Source organism: Rhodococcus sp. UFZ-B548 (assembly GCF_903819475.1).
Taxonomy (GTDB): domain Bacteria; phylum Actinomycetota; class Actinomycetes; order Mycobacteriales; family Mycobacteriaceae; genus Rhodococcus_F; species Rhodococcus_F erythropolis.
On sequence record NZ_CAIJDS010000046.1, the window covers coordinates 1 to 14,785 of the forward strand.

Genomic DNA, 14,785 nt, shown 5'->3' on the forward strand with positions numbered 1-14,785 from the left:
AGCGGAACCCTCGGTCCCGCTATCTCGGTGTCCACCATCCGGGGTGAACCTCACTTGCTTCGGCGGGGCCTGCACACCATCCATCCGGGACGAGTACGCGACGTCAACGATAGCGTGAATCGGATGGTTCGCAACGCGCGCGCTGGGTTCCGACTAGGTTAGGCTCAAACAAACTGTGCTGCAATTGATTCCCCGGTTTTCGTCTGAGTGTGGAAGGGGTTTCGGTGATTTTGTTCGATGCATGACGCACGCGCACGCACAATCCATGCAATGCAAACCAGTCAGCGGTCATCAAGAGAAAGGGAGCTCCGGAATGGGCATCTCGAAAACGAACGATTCAGAGACTCGATCTACAGATGGTTTGGGTAGCTCGCTCACTAGCGAGTTTGGAGTCTCAAAAACCCGTCTCATTCGCACTGTCTCGAAACATAGTGCATCGGTTGAGTTCTGGGACAGAGGCATCGCGTGAGCGCTTTGTTGGGGTATGCGCGGGTGTCAACCTCGGAACAGAATGCCGATCTGCAGGAGGACGCTCTCAGCGCCGCCGGTTGTTTCAGGGTCTGGACCGACACGGCTTCAGGGGCGAGATCTGACAGGCCAGAATTGGCCAAGCTTTTGGATACGCTCAGGGAAGGAGACACCCTGGTGGTTTGGCGGCTCGATCGGCTCGGTCGTTCGCTCCCTCATCTGATAGATACTGTCGAGCAACTGAAAAGTCGTGGAGTCTCGTTCAAGTCACTGACTGAGTCGATCGACACTTCAACGTCGGGAGGCACGTTGATCTTTCACATCTTCGGGGCTCTCGCTGAATTCGAACGCAGTCTCATCAAAGAAAGAACCATGGCTGGGTTGGCTGCGGCCCGCGATCGCGGTCGCATCGGTGGACGTCCAGCCGCGCTATCTGTGGCGAAGCGACGTCTGGCGATCAAGATGCGAGGCGAGGGAGTTCCCATGGGGGAGATAGCTGAGGTTCTCAACGTGGCGCGCAGTACGTTGTATCGGAATCTGGCGAAGTGATCGGGCTGGCGACAGCGGACGCCCTGAATGGCGTTCTGACGCCTGATCTCGAAGTCTTCTAGACGAGACGTCGCCGATTCCAGGTCGGCGCGTCAACGCGATCTAGGGGCGCAAGAGATCATCGCCTATCGATGAATCATCTATATGTCAAGCACTGCAATAGCTTTCAGAGAGATCTGTCCGGGCTGCCGTATAGCTTGACTTCGTCCCCCGCGCGCGCGAGAAATCCGTTTCCCGTACACGCCGACGATCCGAGTAGCGAGGAGTCCAACATGTACCTGACCGACGAAGACAAGCGAACCATCCACGGTCGGACGCGCACGATTCGAAACAGATTGAGTGGTGAACTGAATGAAGCAGTTCTCGAGGTCGTCGAGGAGAGCGGCAACGATGACTTCCTCGCAATCTACAAATCACTGAAGCGACTGCGGCCCTCGGATGTTGATCGCGCCATGACGGCCAGAGTGGTCCGGTTCCTCCTCGCCAAGATGGTCGCCGCGGGAGATCAGGGTTTGGATAGGATCGAGTTCGATTGTGCTCAGACGGTCCGAGATTGGGGTGGAACCAGCGCCGCGATCGCAGATGCCTATTCGGTGGTCGGCCCGGCAGACACGACAGACCGTGGCGTTTCCGATGCAATCGTCATCTACCTCGATCGTCTCGGGCCGGCGAAGGCCAAGCGGAAGGCCAAGCCTGGGGATCCGTTCGCGGAGATATTGAGAAGGCATGGGGTGCAACCGGAATGAGTCGATCCTGATTGTTACTCCAAGTCTTCCCCGGCTAGCTTCTTCTTAGCGAGTCTATTGGTACCGACCCGCTGGACGGTTGGCGCAATTCGTTGGGGAACTTCCATTGGCTCCGCCGAAATGCGCATCGTTCGCCCCGGACTTTACGAGAGTCCGGGGCGCCCGCAGGTTCGCGAGGCTACTTTCGCTGCCGAGTGACTTTCCCGGTAACCCATTTTGGGGCAAGCTAATTGGTCTTCAAGTGAAGTTGGGCCCTTGCTAGCTTGTTACCTTGCCAGCACTTCATCGATGCACCTGTTGAACTCGGCGTCCATCGTCGTCCCCAGTTGAGCGAGCTTCGCCTTGAAGGCTGCACGACGGGCTTTCGTCACTCGGGCCGATACCTGGACAGTTTGGGCATCGGGGTCGTCGGTCAGGCTGAGAGCGGAATCGGTGGAGTTGAGGGTAATCGCTTCGCGGTTCTCCGCGGGAATTGCCGGATGCGCGCTCCGTCGGCGAGAGCTCAATGTACTTGCTTGCGGTTCATACTTCGGCGGCATTTCGGTTCTCCCCGTTATCGATTGAATGCAGGATCGAGGTCAGATAGTCGGCGTATGTCTGGTGAAGAACTCTCGCTTTGACTGTGCCCCATGTATCCAGACCTCGGCCGGACTCTTGAGCCTCAGCGATGAAGCTTGCCCGTTGAACAGGTGGGGAGAGAAGAGACACGGGTGCCGGAAGGTTTATCAGTGCACCCTGCAGTTCGCTCATCCAGTGATCCATCCGCTTTGTCTTCTGCACCCCGTTCACGATGGCGGCCGCAATCGTGAGCTTGGGATTCGTGTACTCCTGGATTATCTCGACGGTGTCGAGGAGGCGATCCAAGCCGTCGAGGGCGAACTGGCCGAGTTCTGCGACTACCACTATGGCGTCTGCTGCAGTGAATGCGTTGATAGGCAACTGGTCCAGGCTCGGAGGGCAATCGATCAGAATGAGGTCGTACCGATCGGAGATGTCCGCGATTGCCTTCTTCAGCCGGCTCTCCCTGCCAGCCTTCATGGTGACCAGGCTTTGCGCTGCATCGGCAAGATCGTCGCCGCCGGCTGGGACGACATCCAGGTTTGCCCACTCGGAAACCCGTATCGCGTCGGACATCGGTGAGCTATTCGACTTGTTCAGGACCGTGGCGAGTGAACAATCGAGGGGACCTTGATGTTTGGGTGCCAGGACCTTGGTTGCGTTGCCCTGCGGGTCAGCATCGACCACGAGAACCTTGAGTCCGTGATCGGTGATCGCCGCGCGTGCGATGTTCACGGTTGTGGTTGTTTTCCCGACTCCGCCTTTCTGATTGGCGAACGCAATAGTCTTGGTCATCTGACTCCACTAATTTGATGGAAAACCAGCTCTTACCAGTGGTTTCTATCGTCTAAGCGTATCGAATTGTTAACTTGCCATGTAGTGAAGACGTGAGCATGTGAACAGGCTGGAGAGCTAACAGCTCAACAAGTGGCCACAACGGTCGAATAGAGGCGATTGCCTGCCTGATCCGCAGGAGTCGGTGCATGAGAAATCCCGGTTCTTAGCAAGTCGACTTGCTAACAACCGGGATTCTGTGTGGTCGAACTATCCGAAGCCGAGGTTCACTCATCCCACCACCGAATGGATTGTGATGATGATCGGGATGCCAGCGTGGCGGCGGCCTGGGCTGTCCAGCTACGGGTGCACGCGTGGATTGTAACTATCCAGTTCCGAGCTCATGGAGGCTGTGATTGAAGGCAAGATCACAATTTGAGTTGTTGACAAGTAGCTGCTCATAGGACTGTATGTGTCTGGCTTGATATCTGACTACTTCGCTGCCGGCAGGGTAGTTGAAGGTGTAGTCCCGTTGCATTCTGTAACCTGCTGTGGTCGGCGCGTCGTCAGGCCCGCCGTAGATTCAATATGCTCCAAATCTAGCCAACGGTATACGCTGTGCGCGTTGTGCGGGCAGTGTCGAAATCGACCACCCGCACATTCGCGTATCGGACATCGAAGCACCAAACGGCCACGCGAGACAAGGCTAGTAATAAACTGGTAAAGACATCGATGCCAGGAGAGCTGCACGTGACCGATCTCAGCCCGCAAGGACGCGCCCATCTTCGAAAGAACGCGCAGAGCTACGGCGACGACGTGCTGGTCGACGTCCTCGATGCGCTCGACGCCGCCCTGAATGAACGCGATGAACTACGCGACGCCCTCGTCAACCGCATATTCACCACACCGTCGACCGAAGATGCAATCAGCGAACGAGCCGAACCCACCTCGCTAGCCAGACCTGAATCTAGCGAAATGCTTAGATCTGGTAATAAAGGCCTGTGAACACCAACACCATCGCCGCAGCAAATCACGATGAGAAACTTCTCATTGCCGCTGCCCTCGTAACCGGCTACCCCACACCGATTCACGTCCTCTGCCAACAAGACGAACCGACAGCCGCATGACAGAAGACGAACTGCGCGCCGAGATCCGCGCCCGCGCCGAACAAACAGTTGCCCCCGACATAGACGCCGGCTGGGTCGAACTGATCAACAACGTCATCCGCAACAAAGCCCCCGACACGAACTAGCATCACGTCGTCCAGGGGCGCGCCTGGATCTGTCGACGCACCAGCCGCACATCACCGGCCGAGTGCTCCAGAAATCAACGCGCACAAAGTCGCTCCCATTTGGCGAGTGGCGGGGCCGATCATCCACCCAGAACACCAACCCCGCCGGTCGCCACTCTAGGTTATATCGTCCCCATCCCCTCACTGCGCGCCGCGCCGGACTCGTCCAGGTCGCCGAGTTGCACGCATGTCAGTATCCGGAGTATCGCTGGCTGACAGCCAATCGAGATGACTCACTGCGGAAGAACAAATACCTCAAGGCCAGGCGGTTCGGAGTGCTGTCGAGAACGGAAGTATTCTTGACGGGTGAGATGCTCGACGCGCATCTGGACGTAACTGTTCTAGCCAGGAAGGCGACAGCATGAAGACTGGCAGCGATAATCGACGCTGGATGATCCTCGAAAGGCCCAAGCCTGCAAAGGTTTCAGACGCCGAGGAATACTGGTTGTTCGCTCCGTCTCAGCTGTCCGCTCGCTGCGCCTATTGGGTACGTCAGATTGAGCGTGGCTGGCTTCCGAATCGCCGGATCGTGCGTGAGGGGTACCAGAACGGGGCCGATTGGTATGGCATCTACATCTGGGAGTACCTGAATGTTCTCGACCCGCTGATCACGCAGAAGCGGACTCAGCTCGCGTCGAGTTGCTCTAACGCTTAGCCGCACCTCTCGCCCAACGCTAGGCGCCGTGGCGCGAGTAGTTGGTGGAGAGTCCGCCTCGCGTCGTTGTCGTCCAGGGGTGCGTCTGGATGTCGCCGACAAAACGCCTTGCAGTCATTGTGACTCGGCACAGCGATCTCAACGCGCACGGACCTCCATCCAGGTGTAAGTCACCGCCGGTCCTGCTCACGCGTCGGCCACGGAATCCAAGCCCGCACCAATGCGGTCTCCCTCCGTAGTGCGCCGCTGCCTGGATGGATTCAACGTCCCCGCTTTCAGTGGGGCACACGGCGGTCTGATGGTACCGACGGATGGACTGATGTGGTGTTCACGCCGAACTCAGGAACGGCGATGGCGGGCAACGCGTTCAGCGTTCCGGCCGCACATCCGAACGCAATCGTCACCAGCGTCTTGCCAGTGCGATCGGACAGTGCAATGGCTGCACGGAATACTCGTCAATGACACTGTTGTTGCGACTGGACCGAATACGTCCGCCTATGACCTACGTGCGCGGGTGACCGCCGGTATTTCACTCGCTGCCGGGGATCTGGTCAAGGTTCAAGTGCAGCGAGTGAGTACCTTCGGCACGACGGTGTATGCCGGTGCCAAGTTCGCCATCGTCTGACCCACATGACAATACCGCCGATCTCATCGCGTTTAGCGGTGAGATCGGGGGCTTTTTCGTTGATGCTTAGCTGAGTGGGTGTCGAACTGGAAAGGGAGTAGATCAGGTTCCTTAGTAGATCCGGCGATGCCCGTACGGAACGCCGAAAGGCTGAGCCACGGCCAGTGAACCGAGTGATCGGGTTACAAAGGCGACGAAGAGGGCTCCTGCTGTGAGGCACAGTGCTTTTCGTTTCACGACATCTCCGTTTCGAGGCCCGTTAGATTCTGCAGGTTTCCGGTCGCAGATAGTTGCCGAGAGTAACTAGCTTCCGCGTTCTTCAATTCCCAACAGGGTAGCCCTGACGGCCACACAAGATAGGGGACCGTCAGGGCTGGTAAACGAACAACTGTAGCGCTATACGTTTACAATCCCACCATACCTGCAATGGTAGCCGTATCGTAACCATGGGGCCTTTTCATCTCCGACTTTACCCTCTGCCGCAATTGCGCCGGGCGCGTGATGTGCGAGTTCACAGCGGCAATTGGCGGCGACGCAGTGAGTGGCTCTCGGATCGGAATGACATCCGCGGGACAGGAACTTCGGTGATCTTGCTGCAGTCTCAGCCGTTCGGCTGGTGAGATCCATGGGCCGTCGTAAACCACACTGCTGCAGCGTCGGCATTGTGTGCAGTATGCACCGTTCTTCATCGGCTAATACAACTCTCGCTGTCCGGGTCCCGACCCGTGAATGATCTTAGTCGGCGCAGTCGAAGCGAGCGCTGCCGGCTGGCTCGTGGGGCTGACCGTGTTATCGACGTCGAACCACCGCAGGCGCTGTCTACGGCGCGAGGGGAAGGTCAAACCTCAATCTCGTCGGGCATCTTCGAGATCCGGGGGTGTTACTGACAAGGGCCACCAGCGAGTGTGTGATCAGCACGCTGGTGGCCCTGGGTGCGCCGCGAACCGAGGCGGAAGCGGCGCACCGTTTGTGGTGCCCCGCCGACTGTCTGGGGGAGATCGCGTCGGCAGGGCTACGCCATACCCGAGTACGGAGTCGGGTGATGCCGCCATCGGAAATGTACGGGTTGAAGATTTCGGTTACCAGTCTTCGTCAGGTAACAGATACTTGAGCGTTGAACTATCCCGATTGCATTTTCTGACGGGCCTGGTCAGTTCGGTTCTACTGTCGTCAGCCTCTTTGATTCACGACGTTCTGCGCTTGAATATCGCCATGTAGTTCCGTCCCTTGATGTTTCCGGTGAGGTTGCCAGTCATCAGCACTTCTTGATAACTGATCAGCTCCCAGCCTTGGGAGCCGAGATGGTTGAGGTATTCGTTGAATTTGGCGATCGCCTCCGCCTGCTTCTTCGCATTCCAGCGCTCCGTGATGTTGATCGATTCGGTCCAGTATTGCCACTTGTCCATGGCCGGAGAGCCTATAGCTCCGAGAAGAGTGAGGGCTGGAAGTGAATACGATCACGGATTGTTCGGTGGGAGCCCCCAGAAATCTAGGATGGTTGAATGATGAACGAGAGCGACGCTTCGGTCCCGACGATTGATCCAATCGCAAGTTGGTTCACTGCTCTCGGAAGCCGCGCTCGCCGCGCTCTTTTTGCTGCCCCTCGTGGAGAAGTGCCGCAGAAGTATGTCGACGAAGTTCTCGCCAAGGGCCACAAGCTGGCGCTTTCCTGGTTTTCGGAATCGACGAACTCGGAGTCCGTTCGACTGCCGGAGGCGGTGGCGGACTATGTCGACGGTGTTCTAGCTGCACTACAGCGATGGTGGATCGGTCTCTCGAATGAACACCGATTGCAGTGGGCGGAAGTCGAGAACGGTCCGGTTCCGAACAGTCTTCACATTTCGTATCCGGATGCGTTCGAGTTCGTACCCGGCGATGATGTGGTCTACGCAGACCCTCAAGTGATCGATTTCATCGCAGTCGCCGCTGCGTGATCGCATCTCGCGCCATATACGCCCGAAAGGTACGGATTCCCTTAACATTTTGGTGGGTCGTGCCGCCGGATATTTGTAGGTTCGGAACTGCCTGGGGACACTGCGGTCGGCCGGAGTCGACTGTCGCAGCGTCCGCCTGAGCTACCGGTCTACGCGGAGACGGTGCACGTCCGAGTTATTCCAAGGCTTCGGAAAGTTGCCCGTCCAGGGTGGTGAAGAGCCGACTGCCGAGAGTGTCGATCGCCTCCAAGTCGCCTGGGGTTCCCGGTTGCCAGGGCAGCACCAGTCGGTCCTTGGTCTTGTCGAGATAGCGCGGAATCACGTGCAGGTGGAAGTGGAACACTGTCTGCCAGGCGTCTGCACCGCAGCAGTTGAGTAGGTTCACCCCGTCTGCACCGAACTCCGCGACCGCTGCCTTGGCGATCCGCTGCGCTGCCAGTGTGACTGCAGTCAGGTCTTCGGCAGGAATCTCGAACAGATCTTTGCTGTGCCGCTTGGGAATGACCAGTATGTGACCGTCCGAGCCTGGATTGATATCCATGAAAGCGAAGGTCGTTTCGTCCTCGGCAACTTTCACGCTCGGGACGGTGCCGGCAATGATGCCGCAGAACAGGCACAGATCGGTCATGTCCAGGGAGTCTAGCTCCGGCAACGTAGTCGCGGTCCCTCGCCTTGCCAGAAGGGCAAGGGATCAAACCGCACTCGGACTCCAGCGGGAAACGCCGATTCAATTCTGGAAGGGCAGTCCAGGCGGCACTTTGTTTAGTTGGACGATTCAGTCGCGGGGCGTGAGAGTTGGCTTGCAGCGAGCTGTCTGAGTCCCCAGGTACGGTCAGGTTCCCATTCGAGGGCTCCGTTGTCTGTCGTCCAATACCAGCCGTCGTCGAACGCCTGCGAGGTCGTCAGGCTGTCGGCGAGGTCAGTCAGCATGGCGCTGATCGAGACCCACCGTGGACCGGGTTCGTCTGCCCCGGACTTGTCGAATTCGGTTACGCAACCGTGCATGGGACCAGGGCGGGTGTCGACGCACAGGAAGTTTCCGTCCATCCCCGCGAAGGGCACGAAGGCCGGGATGAAGGTGTCGGCTTGAAATCCTGCCCCGGCGGGCGCATCCACCGGTCCGTCGCCGTACAAGCGAGCACTCTCGTCCCAAATCTGGATAGATGACTCCCACTGCCAAAGGACATCGTCCAACGTGAGAAACGCGAAACGGTGGAGCAACCCCAGCAGCCTCTTGTCGGAAACTCCGTCGACCAAGGTGTACAGCTCGATCAACTCGGCCGGCCACCTTTGTCCCGTCTTCGCCATCGCGGCGTCGACACTGTCGCGGTCGGCGCCGGTGATCGTCGTGCCGGGGAAGTGGACTCGCAGCCAATCGGAGATGCGGCTCCACTGATCACGAACCGAACCCGCCGCCCTTGAATGTGCGGCGGGTCGAGCGTGCGAAGAACCCTCGATCATCGCCTCGACAGCAGCGCGCCGCTGTGCGTTCTCTTCCTCGGTGACGCACCGGCGGATCTCGGCTTTGAGTGCGGCGCGGTCAAGACTGTGATCGCCGATTCCCGGCACACGGGCATGCGCGCTTCCCAACGACACCCAGATCATCGGCCGCGATCCGTCCTCGGTCGCAGCTAACTGCACCCCTGCCTCGGCGATCTGTGCGATCGCAGCATCATCACCGACGACGTAACCATCGCGCACCAGAACTTCGCCGGAACCCGAGCCTTGCCGAGCAACTGCCCAATAGGTCACGGAGCACTCTCTTTCATCCGGTACGGGAATCCAATTATCCGTTCTGAGAGATTGTCTCAGTCGATCGGGGCGACACAGTCGGACACCCCTCGTCGCTCGTAGTGGAGGTATTCGAGGCATGTGCCCCGCTTGGTAGACCGTTCGACCGGGACAGGCGCCGAAGGTCAGACGGGTTGGAGGGTTCGGTTTGGGTGCGCGCTGAATGACAATCTGAGCCGACCGCACCAGAAGATGTGGATATCTGCCCTTTCGACAGGGAGCCGAGAATCATCCATGTCCGAGACAGTCATCGAACTGCCATCCGTATCGGTTCTGGCCTGGTCGACACACTCCGGCGAGCTGATTCGATGTGTGCCGGAAGCAAATTCACACGATCTATCGCGGATCTGTGAAGCTGCCTTGCTGAAGGGGAAAACGGTGTCCTTCAAACGGTTTGGCTTCGTCCGCAGATGCGACTTCGAGATCGAATGCTCGTAGCTTTCCCGGTCCGGTTCGGTATCCCTTGACACGGTAGACCGCAAGGACAAATCCAGCGGCGATCGGTATCAACAGATTGCCCACGTAGCGGTCCGGATCTCGGACTTGCCACCAACGTCCGACGCCGAGAATCTGATCAGGATCTTGGGCGTCGACGTCTTTGTTCCATCCTTGCCATGGACGTTCGTCGTCATTTGGATCCTTGATGGCTGCTGCAACCTTCACCATCAAAGCCACTGGATGGTCTTCCGGCACAAAGGGGGTGGACTCTAGTCGGTCTGCTTCTTCCGCCGTGACGTAGACATTGCGTCCGCTCGTGACAATGTCGCGGACCAGGCCTGTGTCGATCAAGTTTTGTACAGCTTTCCGGGTCATCCCAAGCCGGTCTGCAAGCACACTGCGGGCGATCAATTCCATGCCTGCGATGTTAGTCGATTGCCGACACTTCACGTAGCAGCGTTAATGGGTGTGGACAAAGTAGCGAAGAGAGGGCTAGTGTTCGTAGCTGGTTGCTACTTTGTGGACAAGAAATCGAGAGTGGAGTGAGGATGGAAGAGCTGGCGTTGTGGAAGTCTTCCCAGGTTGCGGAGTACTTGGGGATCTCGGAGTGGTCTGTGGACAAGCTGGCGAGGGAGAGGCAGATCCGGTGTGTGATGCTCGGGGCACGTTCACGGCGTTTCAGGCCGGCAGATGTTGAGGCGTTCGTAGAAGAGCGGGTGGCCTGATGGATCTACCTCAGGTCATGTTGGGTCAAGGATTCAGCGCCGGGTTCGTACGGTATGGCAGGTAGAAGGTCCACCAACCCTGCCAAGATGCCGAACGGCCGATGGAAGGCGCGCTATGTGGTGAGAGATCCTGTCTCTGGCAAACAGATTCGCCAACCCACCAAGACGTTCGACTTCAAATGGCAGGCTGATGAATGGCTGGACGCGAATCGGGGGAGGACGGCACGAGAAGACAAGATTGGTCTGATGTCTATCGCGAGCTACGCGGACAGATATTGGTCCGAGATCGTGTACGGCTTGTCGAGTGATCAGAATATCGCCAATTTTCGAGGACATCTGTCGATACGGGTGATTCCCACACTGGGTGACGTCAGGATTGGAGATCTGAATTCGGCCATGGTGGAGCGTGCGCAGGCCAGATGGGCTGTGGGTGTGTCACGGACAGTCGTGATGGGCACCCGCAGTTTCCTCAGCAGGCTCTGCGCTCATGCGATCAAGCAGGGCGTGTTGCAAGGCAATCCGGTGTTGAGTGCTAAGAAACCGCCTCGGGAATTGCGTCGAGAAGTACACACTCTGGCTCGGGTTGAGATCGATCAACTGCTGGGCGAGTTGCAGAGGCGCGATGAGCTTTACTCAGATCTCGCGTCAGTCGCGGTACTGACCGGGGTGCGTGTGGGTGAGCTTCTAGCGCTTCGCCCGTCGGATATCAGTTTCGAAGACAGAGTGATCCGGGTTCAGCAGGCATGGTCCGGCACCGGTAGAAACCGAGTACTAGGTCCACCGAAGTCGGGCAAGATTCGGTCTGCTCCGCTACCTGCGTCGCTGGTGCCGACCCTGAATCGGCGCATCGATGTGATGGGGTCTCGCGCTGAGTCGTTGTGGCGGGGACCTCGGGGAAGTTCACTTCATCACGGGAATGTCATCGCCCGCACAGGATTCAAGGAGATCGTCACCAGTTTGGGTCATCCAGAATTTGTCTGGCATGACCTGCGGGCGACAGCAATTGTGGGATGGCTCCGATCCGGAGTTCCGCTCACTGTGGTCCGCGACTGGGCAGGACACGCATCAATTTCGACGACCGATCGATACGTCCGCGTAGCCCGGTCTGACTATGCCGATGCGGTCAATCTACTTGATCTCCAGTGATTTTACCGTTGGGTTTGGTTTCTAGACCGCAGTCGACAGCGCTGCGTTCTGATGGTTCTGAAGTGCACGGAATCAAGTCGCGCAACGCATCCCAGATCTGAATCGGGTGTGAACAGCGAGTCTGCGGGTTCGCCTCTGCCGAGACTGCCGATTCCGTGAGCCTGTTCTTTGTAGGGCATCGTGAACAATTCCTGGCGACCACGTGTGTAAGCAATTCCGGTGATCAGAATTCGTCGTTATCAGTGAGAGTCCGACGCAAACCAACCTCATCCCGATGCAGTGCTGGCAATCCCAGGGACCGGGCTCCGGGAGCTTCCTAGCCGTCTGATCAATGGCTGGGAGGTCAACGAACAGCTCCTCACGCGTTCAAGCGTGAGGGGCCACTCGTCGTGGAGCGGACAAGCGGTCAGCGGAAATTGGGCTCAGGCCATGGGGGGTCCAGATCAAGAAGGCCTTTAGTCCGTCTGGGATCTCGCACTGGTGGATACACTGGTTACACACCCAACGTCAGCGCATCACAGGATGATTCGAGAATGGAGGCTGTCAAGGTGGCCGACCGAAAGACGATCTACAACGGGTTTGACCATGACTGACGGAACTTCTGACGCTGCGGAATCCAAGCTCGCACTCTGGTCATGTGACGCTCTCGAGTACCGCGGGACAGTATTCATCAAACCAGTCGGGCGAGGGATCGAACTCCTCGACCTCGAAAGTAATTCCCAGCTGGCGCCATACCTTGTCAAGTTTGGGGAACCGCTGCGAATTGAGGATCTCATGCGAGATGGCCGGTATCGAATGAGTCTGGTGTTGACGAGGATTGAACCTGACGAGCAGGGTGAAGCGATCACGTCCGATGCAGGTTGACCGGGGTGATGACCGTTGAAGTACCTGCGCCGGGGCAGCCCGACAACGTGGTAGGTACGGCCGACTGGCTTGAACTCCTAACCGTGAATGGCAGCTCACTCGCAAATCCTGCCGACGTGCGGTGCTATCCCCCAAGTGGTGCGGAATATTCGCGGGGTAGTCCCATCCGATCCTACTGTTCCTCAACACCTTTCCGGTCTGGTTGATTGCGGATAGAATGCAACATCATCTTCACTTACGGCCTCCGCGCCTTTTGGGCGATCGACATGAGACTGACCGCGAAGTGGGCGCGGCACCGTTGCCATGACGCGCCGAGAAAGGTGGCGCCGATCGCCGCCACAAGAAAGGCTTGCGTGGACATCGGAGGTCGCCAACTTGACCCCGTTCAGGCCGCAGCCTCGAGTGCGCGGAATAACGTCAACCAGCCGCCCTTCTCCTCCTCGGATGAGACGTCGATACCTGAATCTCTTGGTGCTCGTTGCCCGTTCATGCTGACCGCCAACATGCTTCTACGTCTTTCGGACTGCCGTGTTGGTGCCGTGCCGGATGGTGGGAGTGTTCCGGACCTGTTGGACGCGATCTCGCTAACACGTCCAAGGAGGCGTTATGGTTCCGCCCTCGGCAGTGACGGCGGTCAAGCCCACCGATGTCGTCACCCACAACGCGGCAGCGCTGTCGCTCGGGTTGTCGAGCTGAACCGTCGCCGACTCCGGAACCAGTACGACATCTCCAACTGAGAGTTGAACTCGATTGTCATCCAGGGTGATCACGGGCGAGCCGTGAAGTACGAGAAAGACCTCCTCGTGCGAGACCGTGTGCGGTGCGCCGATATTACCGGGCTCCAGTTCGGTACGCCAGGCGCACAGCTGTCGACTACCGCGGGAGGGTGCCACATAGGAGTGGAATTGTGCGCCGTGCATTTGGTGGGTGTAGTGATCCCCGCTTTTTCGGATCGGCATGTCAAGTTCCCTTCGTCAGTTTAACTGTCTTTATTGGACAGGTAGACTGACGACATGTCAAGGGACGAACCACGCGCCGATCTGCTGATGTTGCTGATGCGCAGCGCGTCCGCCCTGGCCGAGCAGATCAATTCCGCAGTCCTCGCGGAGGGGCATTCGTCGCTACGACCGGCGCATGGCTTGTTATTTTTGCGGGTGGCCGGCGACGGGGCCACTGTCAGCGAAATTGCCGCCTACCTTGGTATCACTAAACAATCCGCAGCCGTGATGGTCGACGAGTTGGTCGCATCCGGATATGTGAGCAAGCAGCCCCACCGATACGACCGCCGTTCGCAGCTCGTTCGGCTCACCTCCGCCGGCGCCGACGTGACCACTGCGGCTACCAACGCAGCACTCTTCCGTTGGAAAGCGGCGAGCACGACACTTGGCGCGGACACGATGGCATCGCTGGTGCTCGCGCTCGAGGAGATTGGGAGAGACGGCACGCCGCGCCCAGTCTGGTGACCCGAATAGGCTTTGGCCGCAGCGCCCTCGCGCCTTGTATTAGGCCCGAGGGTGACGCATCAACGCGTCGGCGATCCGTAACGATTGCGATCTGGTGGAGCATTGTCGATTCTGGCTGGGCATTGTCATTTGAAGGTCATGGCCAACGGCAGATGCTCTCCGCTAGTTCCACACCTGGCGAACAGATCGGCTCTGGCTTTGTTCGGTCACTTCGGTTGGACAAACCGGTGCCTTTGCGGATGACCGCACAAGTGGGCCGCACTTCGTCGATCGCAAAGCAGGACTGGTCGATCGGGAACTGACTCGCTCTCGTCACCTAAGTCCAAGCGAAAACCAAGCGCGCTCCAAGGTTGGGTACCGAAAATGACTTGGTGCTTGTTGAATGCACAGATCAATTGTGCACTTGGCGCCGGATTGAGAGTGGGTGGAACCTGAGGGTTCCGATGTGCGATGTCTTCACACAGGGGCTCCATGACGATCGTGATCTCTCCGGGAGGTCAAGTCGGCCGACGCGCTGGTGCTCACGCATGAAGCGCAGCTGTGAAAGCAATTCGGCGGCGAGAATCAGAGTTGGGCTGCAACAGAACTACTTCATCTTTGAAACGGGCGCTGCCCGAATTCTTGGACTGAGAACGTCGACGGCGTCGTCGACGCGTTGCCGTGGAGTCAAGATCTGCGGGGTGGTGAGGCATTAGTCCTCTTGACGTACAGGTGCTGAATTTCACGCGGGAGGCGGGCCGGGATGTATGGCCTCGCAG

Annotated in this window: 20 protein-coding genes; 11 read left to right on the forward strand and 9 right to left on the reverse strand. The window is 58.3% G+C overall.

From position 1 onward, the window contains the following. Window positions 1-465: 465 nt before the first annotated feature. Both H7C86_RS28305 and H7C86_RS28310 read left to right on the forward strand, forming a co-directional pair. Window positions 466-1,017 carry a recombinase family protein gene (locus H7C86_RS28305; protein WP_095971859.1) on the forward strand — a complete coding sequence of 184 codons (552 nt, stop codon included), beginning with the start codon at window positions 466-468 and terminating at the stop codon, window positions 1,015-1,017. Window positions 1,018-1,289: 272 nt separating this feature from the next. Then, window positions 1,290-1,763, forward strand: coding sequence for a hypothetical protein (locus H7C86_RS28310; protein ID WP_182262676.1), 474 nt, complete (start codon window positions 1,290-1,292; stop codon window positions 1,761-1,763). Between the two features lie 266 nt (window positions 1,764-2,029). Here H7C86_RS28310 and H7C86_RS28315 read toward each other — a convergent pair whose 3' ends face one another. Then, window positions 2,030-2,269 (reverse strand): hypothetical protein, encoded by a 240-nt coding sequence (locus H7C86_RS28315; RefSeq protein ID WP_182262677.1) that lies wholly within the window; start codon window positions 2,267-2,269, stop codon window positions 2,030-2,032. 16 nt (window positions 2,270-2,285) lie between these two features. Next, complete coding sequence (locus H7C86_RS28320) at window positions 2,286-3,116, reverse strand: ParA family protein (RefSeq protein ID WP_182262678.1); 831 nt, start codon at window positions 3,114-3,116, stop codon at window positions 2,286-2,288. A 729-nt stretch (window positions 3,117-3,845) separates the two neighbouring features. Between H7C86_RS28320 and H7C86_RS28325 the strand changes: the two genes are divergently transcribed. From H7C86_RS28325 to H7C86_RS28335, 5 genes are all read left to right on the forward strand, one after another. Then, complete coding sequence (locus H7C86_RS28325) at window positions 3,846-4,100, forward strand: hypothetical protein (RefSeq protein ID WP_182262679.1); 255 nt, start codon at window positions 3,846-3,848, stop codon at window positions 4,098-4,100. After that, a complete protein-coding gene (locus H7C86_RS37440) occupies window positions 4,097-4,222 on the forward strand; it encodes a hypothetical protein (RefSeq protein ID WP_259349316.1) in 126 nt (41 codons plus the stop codon). Before H7C86_RS28325 ends, H7C86_RS37440 begins: the two co-directional genes overlap by 4 nt. After that, on the forward strand, window positions 4,219-4,347 hold the full coding sequence (locus tag H7C86_RS37445; protein ID WP_259349317.1) for a hypothetical protein: 129 nt from the start codon (window positions 4,219-4,221) through the stop codon (window positions 4,345-4,347). The genes H7C86_RS37440 and H7C86_RS37445 overlap by 4 nt, the downstream gene beginning before the upstream one ends. A gap of 400 nt (window positions 4,348-4,747) precedes the next feature. Then, on the forward strand, window positions 4,748-5,041 hold the full coding sequence (locus tag H7C86_RS28330) for a hypothetical protein (protein ID WP_182262680.1): 294 nt from the start codon (window positions 4,748-4,750) through the stop codon (window positions 5,039-5,041). Window positions 5,042-5,471: 430 nt separating this feature from the next. After that, window positions 5,472-5,666 (forward strand): hypothetical protein, encoded by a 195-nt coding sequence (locus H7C86_RS28335; protein WP_182262681.1) that lies wholly within the window; start codon window positions 5,472-5,474, stop codon window positions 5,664-5,666. A gap of 111 nt (window positions 5,667-5,777) precedes the next feature. Here the strand turns inward: H7C86_RS28335 and H7C86_RS37450 are convergent, their stop codons facing one another. Continuing rightward, complete coding sequence (locus H7C86_RS37450) at window positions 5,778-5,903, reverse strand: hypothetical protein (RefSeq protein WP_259349318.1); 126 nt, start codon at window positions 5,901-5,903, stop codon at window positions 5,778-5,780. A gap of 947 nt (window positions 5,904-6,850) precedes the next feature. Beyond that, on the reverse strand, window positions 6,851-7,072 hold the full coding sequence (locus tag H7C86_RS28340) for a DUF4177 domain-containing protein (protein WP_095971864.1): 222 nt from the start codon (window positions 7,070-7,072) through the stop codon (window positions 6,851-6,853). 96 nt (window positions 7,073-7,168) lie between these two features. Between H7C86_RS28340 and H7C86_RS28345 the strand changes: the two genes are divergently transcribed. Then, window positions 7,169-7,600, forward strand: a complete 432-nt coding sequence (locus H7C86_RS28345; protein WP_182262682.1) for a hypothetical protein — start codon at window positions 7,169-7,171, stop codon at window positions 7,598-7,600. 175 nt (window positions 7,601-7,775) lie between these two features. Here H7C86_RS28345 and H7C86_RS28350 read toward each other — a convergent pair whose 3' ends face one another. From H7C86_RS28350 to H7C86_RS28360, 3 genes are all read right to left on the reverse strand, one after another. Then, a complete protein-coding gene (locus tag H7C86_RS28350; protein ID WP_182262683.1) occupies window positions 7,776-8,228 on the reverse strand; it encodes an HIT family protein in 453 nt (150 codons plus the stop codon). 134 nt (window positions 8,229-8,362) lie between these two features. Beyond that, window positions 8,363-9,352 (reverse strand): SMI1/KNR4 family protein, encoded by a 990-nt coding sequence (locus tag H7C86_RS28355; protein WP_182262684.1) that lies wholly within the window; start codon window positions 9,350-9,352, stop codon window positions 8,363-8,365. Window positions 9,353-9,727: 375 nt separating this feature from the next. Then, window positions 9,728-10,246 carry a hypothetical protein gene (locus H7C86_RS28360; protein WP_182262685.1) on the reverse strand — a complete coding sequence of 173 codons (519 nt, stop codon included), beginning with the start codon at window positions 10,244-10,246 and terminating at the stop codon, window positions 9,728-9,730. A 131-nt stretch (window positions 10,247-10,377) separates the two neighbouring features. Here H7C86_RS28360 and H7C86_RS28365 point away from each other — a divergent pair, with 131 nt between their 5' ends. Then, window positions 10,378-10,554 (forward strand): AlpA family transcriptional regulator, encoded by a 177-nt coding sequence (locus H7C86_RS28365; RefSeq protein ID WP_095971867.1) that lies wholly within the window; start codon window positions 10,378-10,380, stop codon window positions 10,552-10,554. Between the two features lie 246 nt (window positions 10,555-10,800). Then, window positions 10,801-11,700, forward strand: coding sequence for a site-specific integrase (locus H7C86_RS28370; protein ID WP_182262686.1), 900 nt, complete (start codon window positions 10,801-10,803; stop codon window positions 11,698-11,700). Window positions 11,701-12,799: 1,099 nt separating this feature from the next. Here H7C86_RS28370 and H7C86_RS37975 read toward each other — a convergent pair. Together H7C86_RS37975 and H7C86_RS28380 are read right to left on the reverse strand one after the other, a co-directional pair. Then, complete coding sequence (locus H7C86_RS37975) at window positions 12,800-12,925, reverse strand: transposase (RefSeq protein WP_182262687.1); 126 nt, start codon at window positions 12,923-12,925, stop codon at window positions 12,800-12,802. A 223-nt stretch (window positions 12,926-13,148) separates the two neighbouring features. Further along, window positions 13,149-13,523 (reverse strand): cupin domain-containing protein, encoded by a 375-nt coding sequence (locus tag H7C86_RS28380; RefSeq protein ID WP_182262688.1) that lies wholly within the window; start codon window positions 13,521-13,523, stop codon window positions 13,149-13,151. A 54-nt stretch (window positions 13,524-13,577) separates the two neighbouring features. Here H7C86_RS28380 and H7C86_RS28385 point away from each other — a divergent pair, with 54 nt between their 5' ends. Further along, window positions 13,578-14,027, forward strand: coding sequence for a MarR family winged helix-turn-helix transcriptional regulator (locus H7C86_RS28385; RefSeq protein ID WP_182262689.1), 450 nt, complete (start codon window positions 13,578-13,580; stop codon window positions 14,025-14,027). Window positions 14,028-14,785 lie beyond the last annotated feature (758 nt).

What these genes read in the sequence shown, in the direction of transcription:
- H7C86_RS28310 (WP_182262676.1), top strand. Translation starts at nt 1,290, where the DNA reads ATGTACCTGACCGACGAAGACAAGCGAACCATCCACGGTCGGACGCGC.
- H7C86_RS28320 (WP_182262678.1), bottom strand. Translation starts at nt 3,116, where the DNA reads ATGACCAAGACTATTGCGTTCGCCAATCAGAAAGGCGGAGTCGGGAAA.
- H7C86_RS37445 (WP_259349317.1), top strand. Translation starts at nt 4,219, where the DNA reads ATGACAGAAGACGAACTGCGCGCCGAGATCCGCGCCCGCGCCGAACAA.
- H7C86_RS28330 (WP_182262680.1), top strand. Translation starts at nt 4,748, where the DNA reads ATGAAGACTGGCAGCGATAATCGACGCTGGATGATCCTCGAAAGGCCC.
- H7C86_RS28340 (WP_095971864.1), bottom strand. Translation starts at nt 7,072, where the DNA reads ATGGACAAGTGGCAATACTGGACCGAATCGATCAACATCACGGAGCGC.
- H7C86_RS28345 (WP_182262682.1), top strand. Translation starts at nt 7,169, where the DNA reads ATGATGAACGAGAGCGACGCTTCGGTCCCGACGATTGATCCAATCGCA.
- H7C86_RS28350 (WP_182262683.1), bottom strand. Translation starts at nt 8,228, where the DNA reads ATGACCGATCTGTGCCTGTTCTGCGGCATCATTGCCGGCACCGTCCCG.
- H7C86_RS28360 (WP_182262685.1), bottom strand. Translation starts at nt 10,246, where the DNA reads ATGGAATTGATCGCCCGCAGTGTGCTTGCAGACCGGCTTGGGATGACC.
- H7C86_RS28365 (WP_095971867.1), top strand. Translation starts at nt 10,378, where the DNA reads ATGGAAGAGCTGGCGTTGTGGAAGTCTTCCCAGGTTGCGGAGTACTTG.
- H7C86_RS28370 (WP_182262686.1), top strand. Translation starts at nt 10,801, where the DNA reads ATGTCTATCGCGAGCTACGCGGACAGATATTGGTCCGAGATCGTGTAC.
- H7C86_RS37975 (WP_182262687.1), bottom strand. Translation starts at nt 12,925, where the DNA reads ATGTCCACGCAAGCCTTTCTTGTGGCGGCGATCGGCGCCACCTTTCTC.
- H7C86_RS28380 (WP_182262688.1), bottom strand. Translation starts at nt 13,523, where the DNA reads ATGCCGATCCGAAAAAGCGGGGATCACTACACCCACCAAATGCACGGC.
- H7C86_RS28385 (WP_182262689.1), top strand. Translation starts at nt 13,578, where the DNA reads ATGTCAAGGGACGAACCACGCGCCGATCTGCTGATGTTGCTGATGCGC.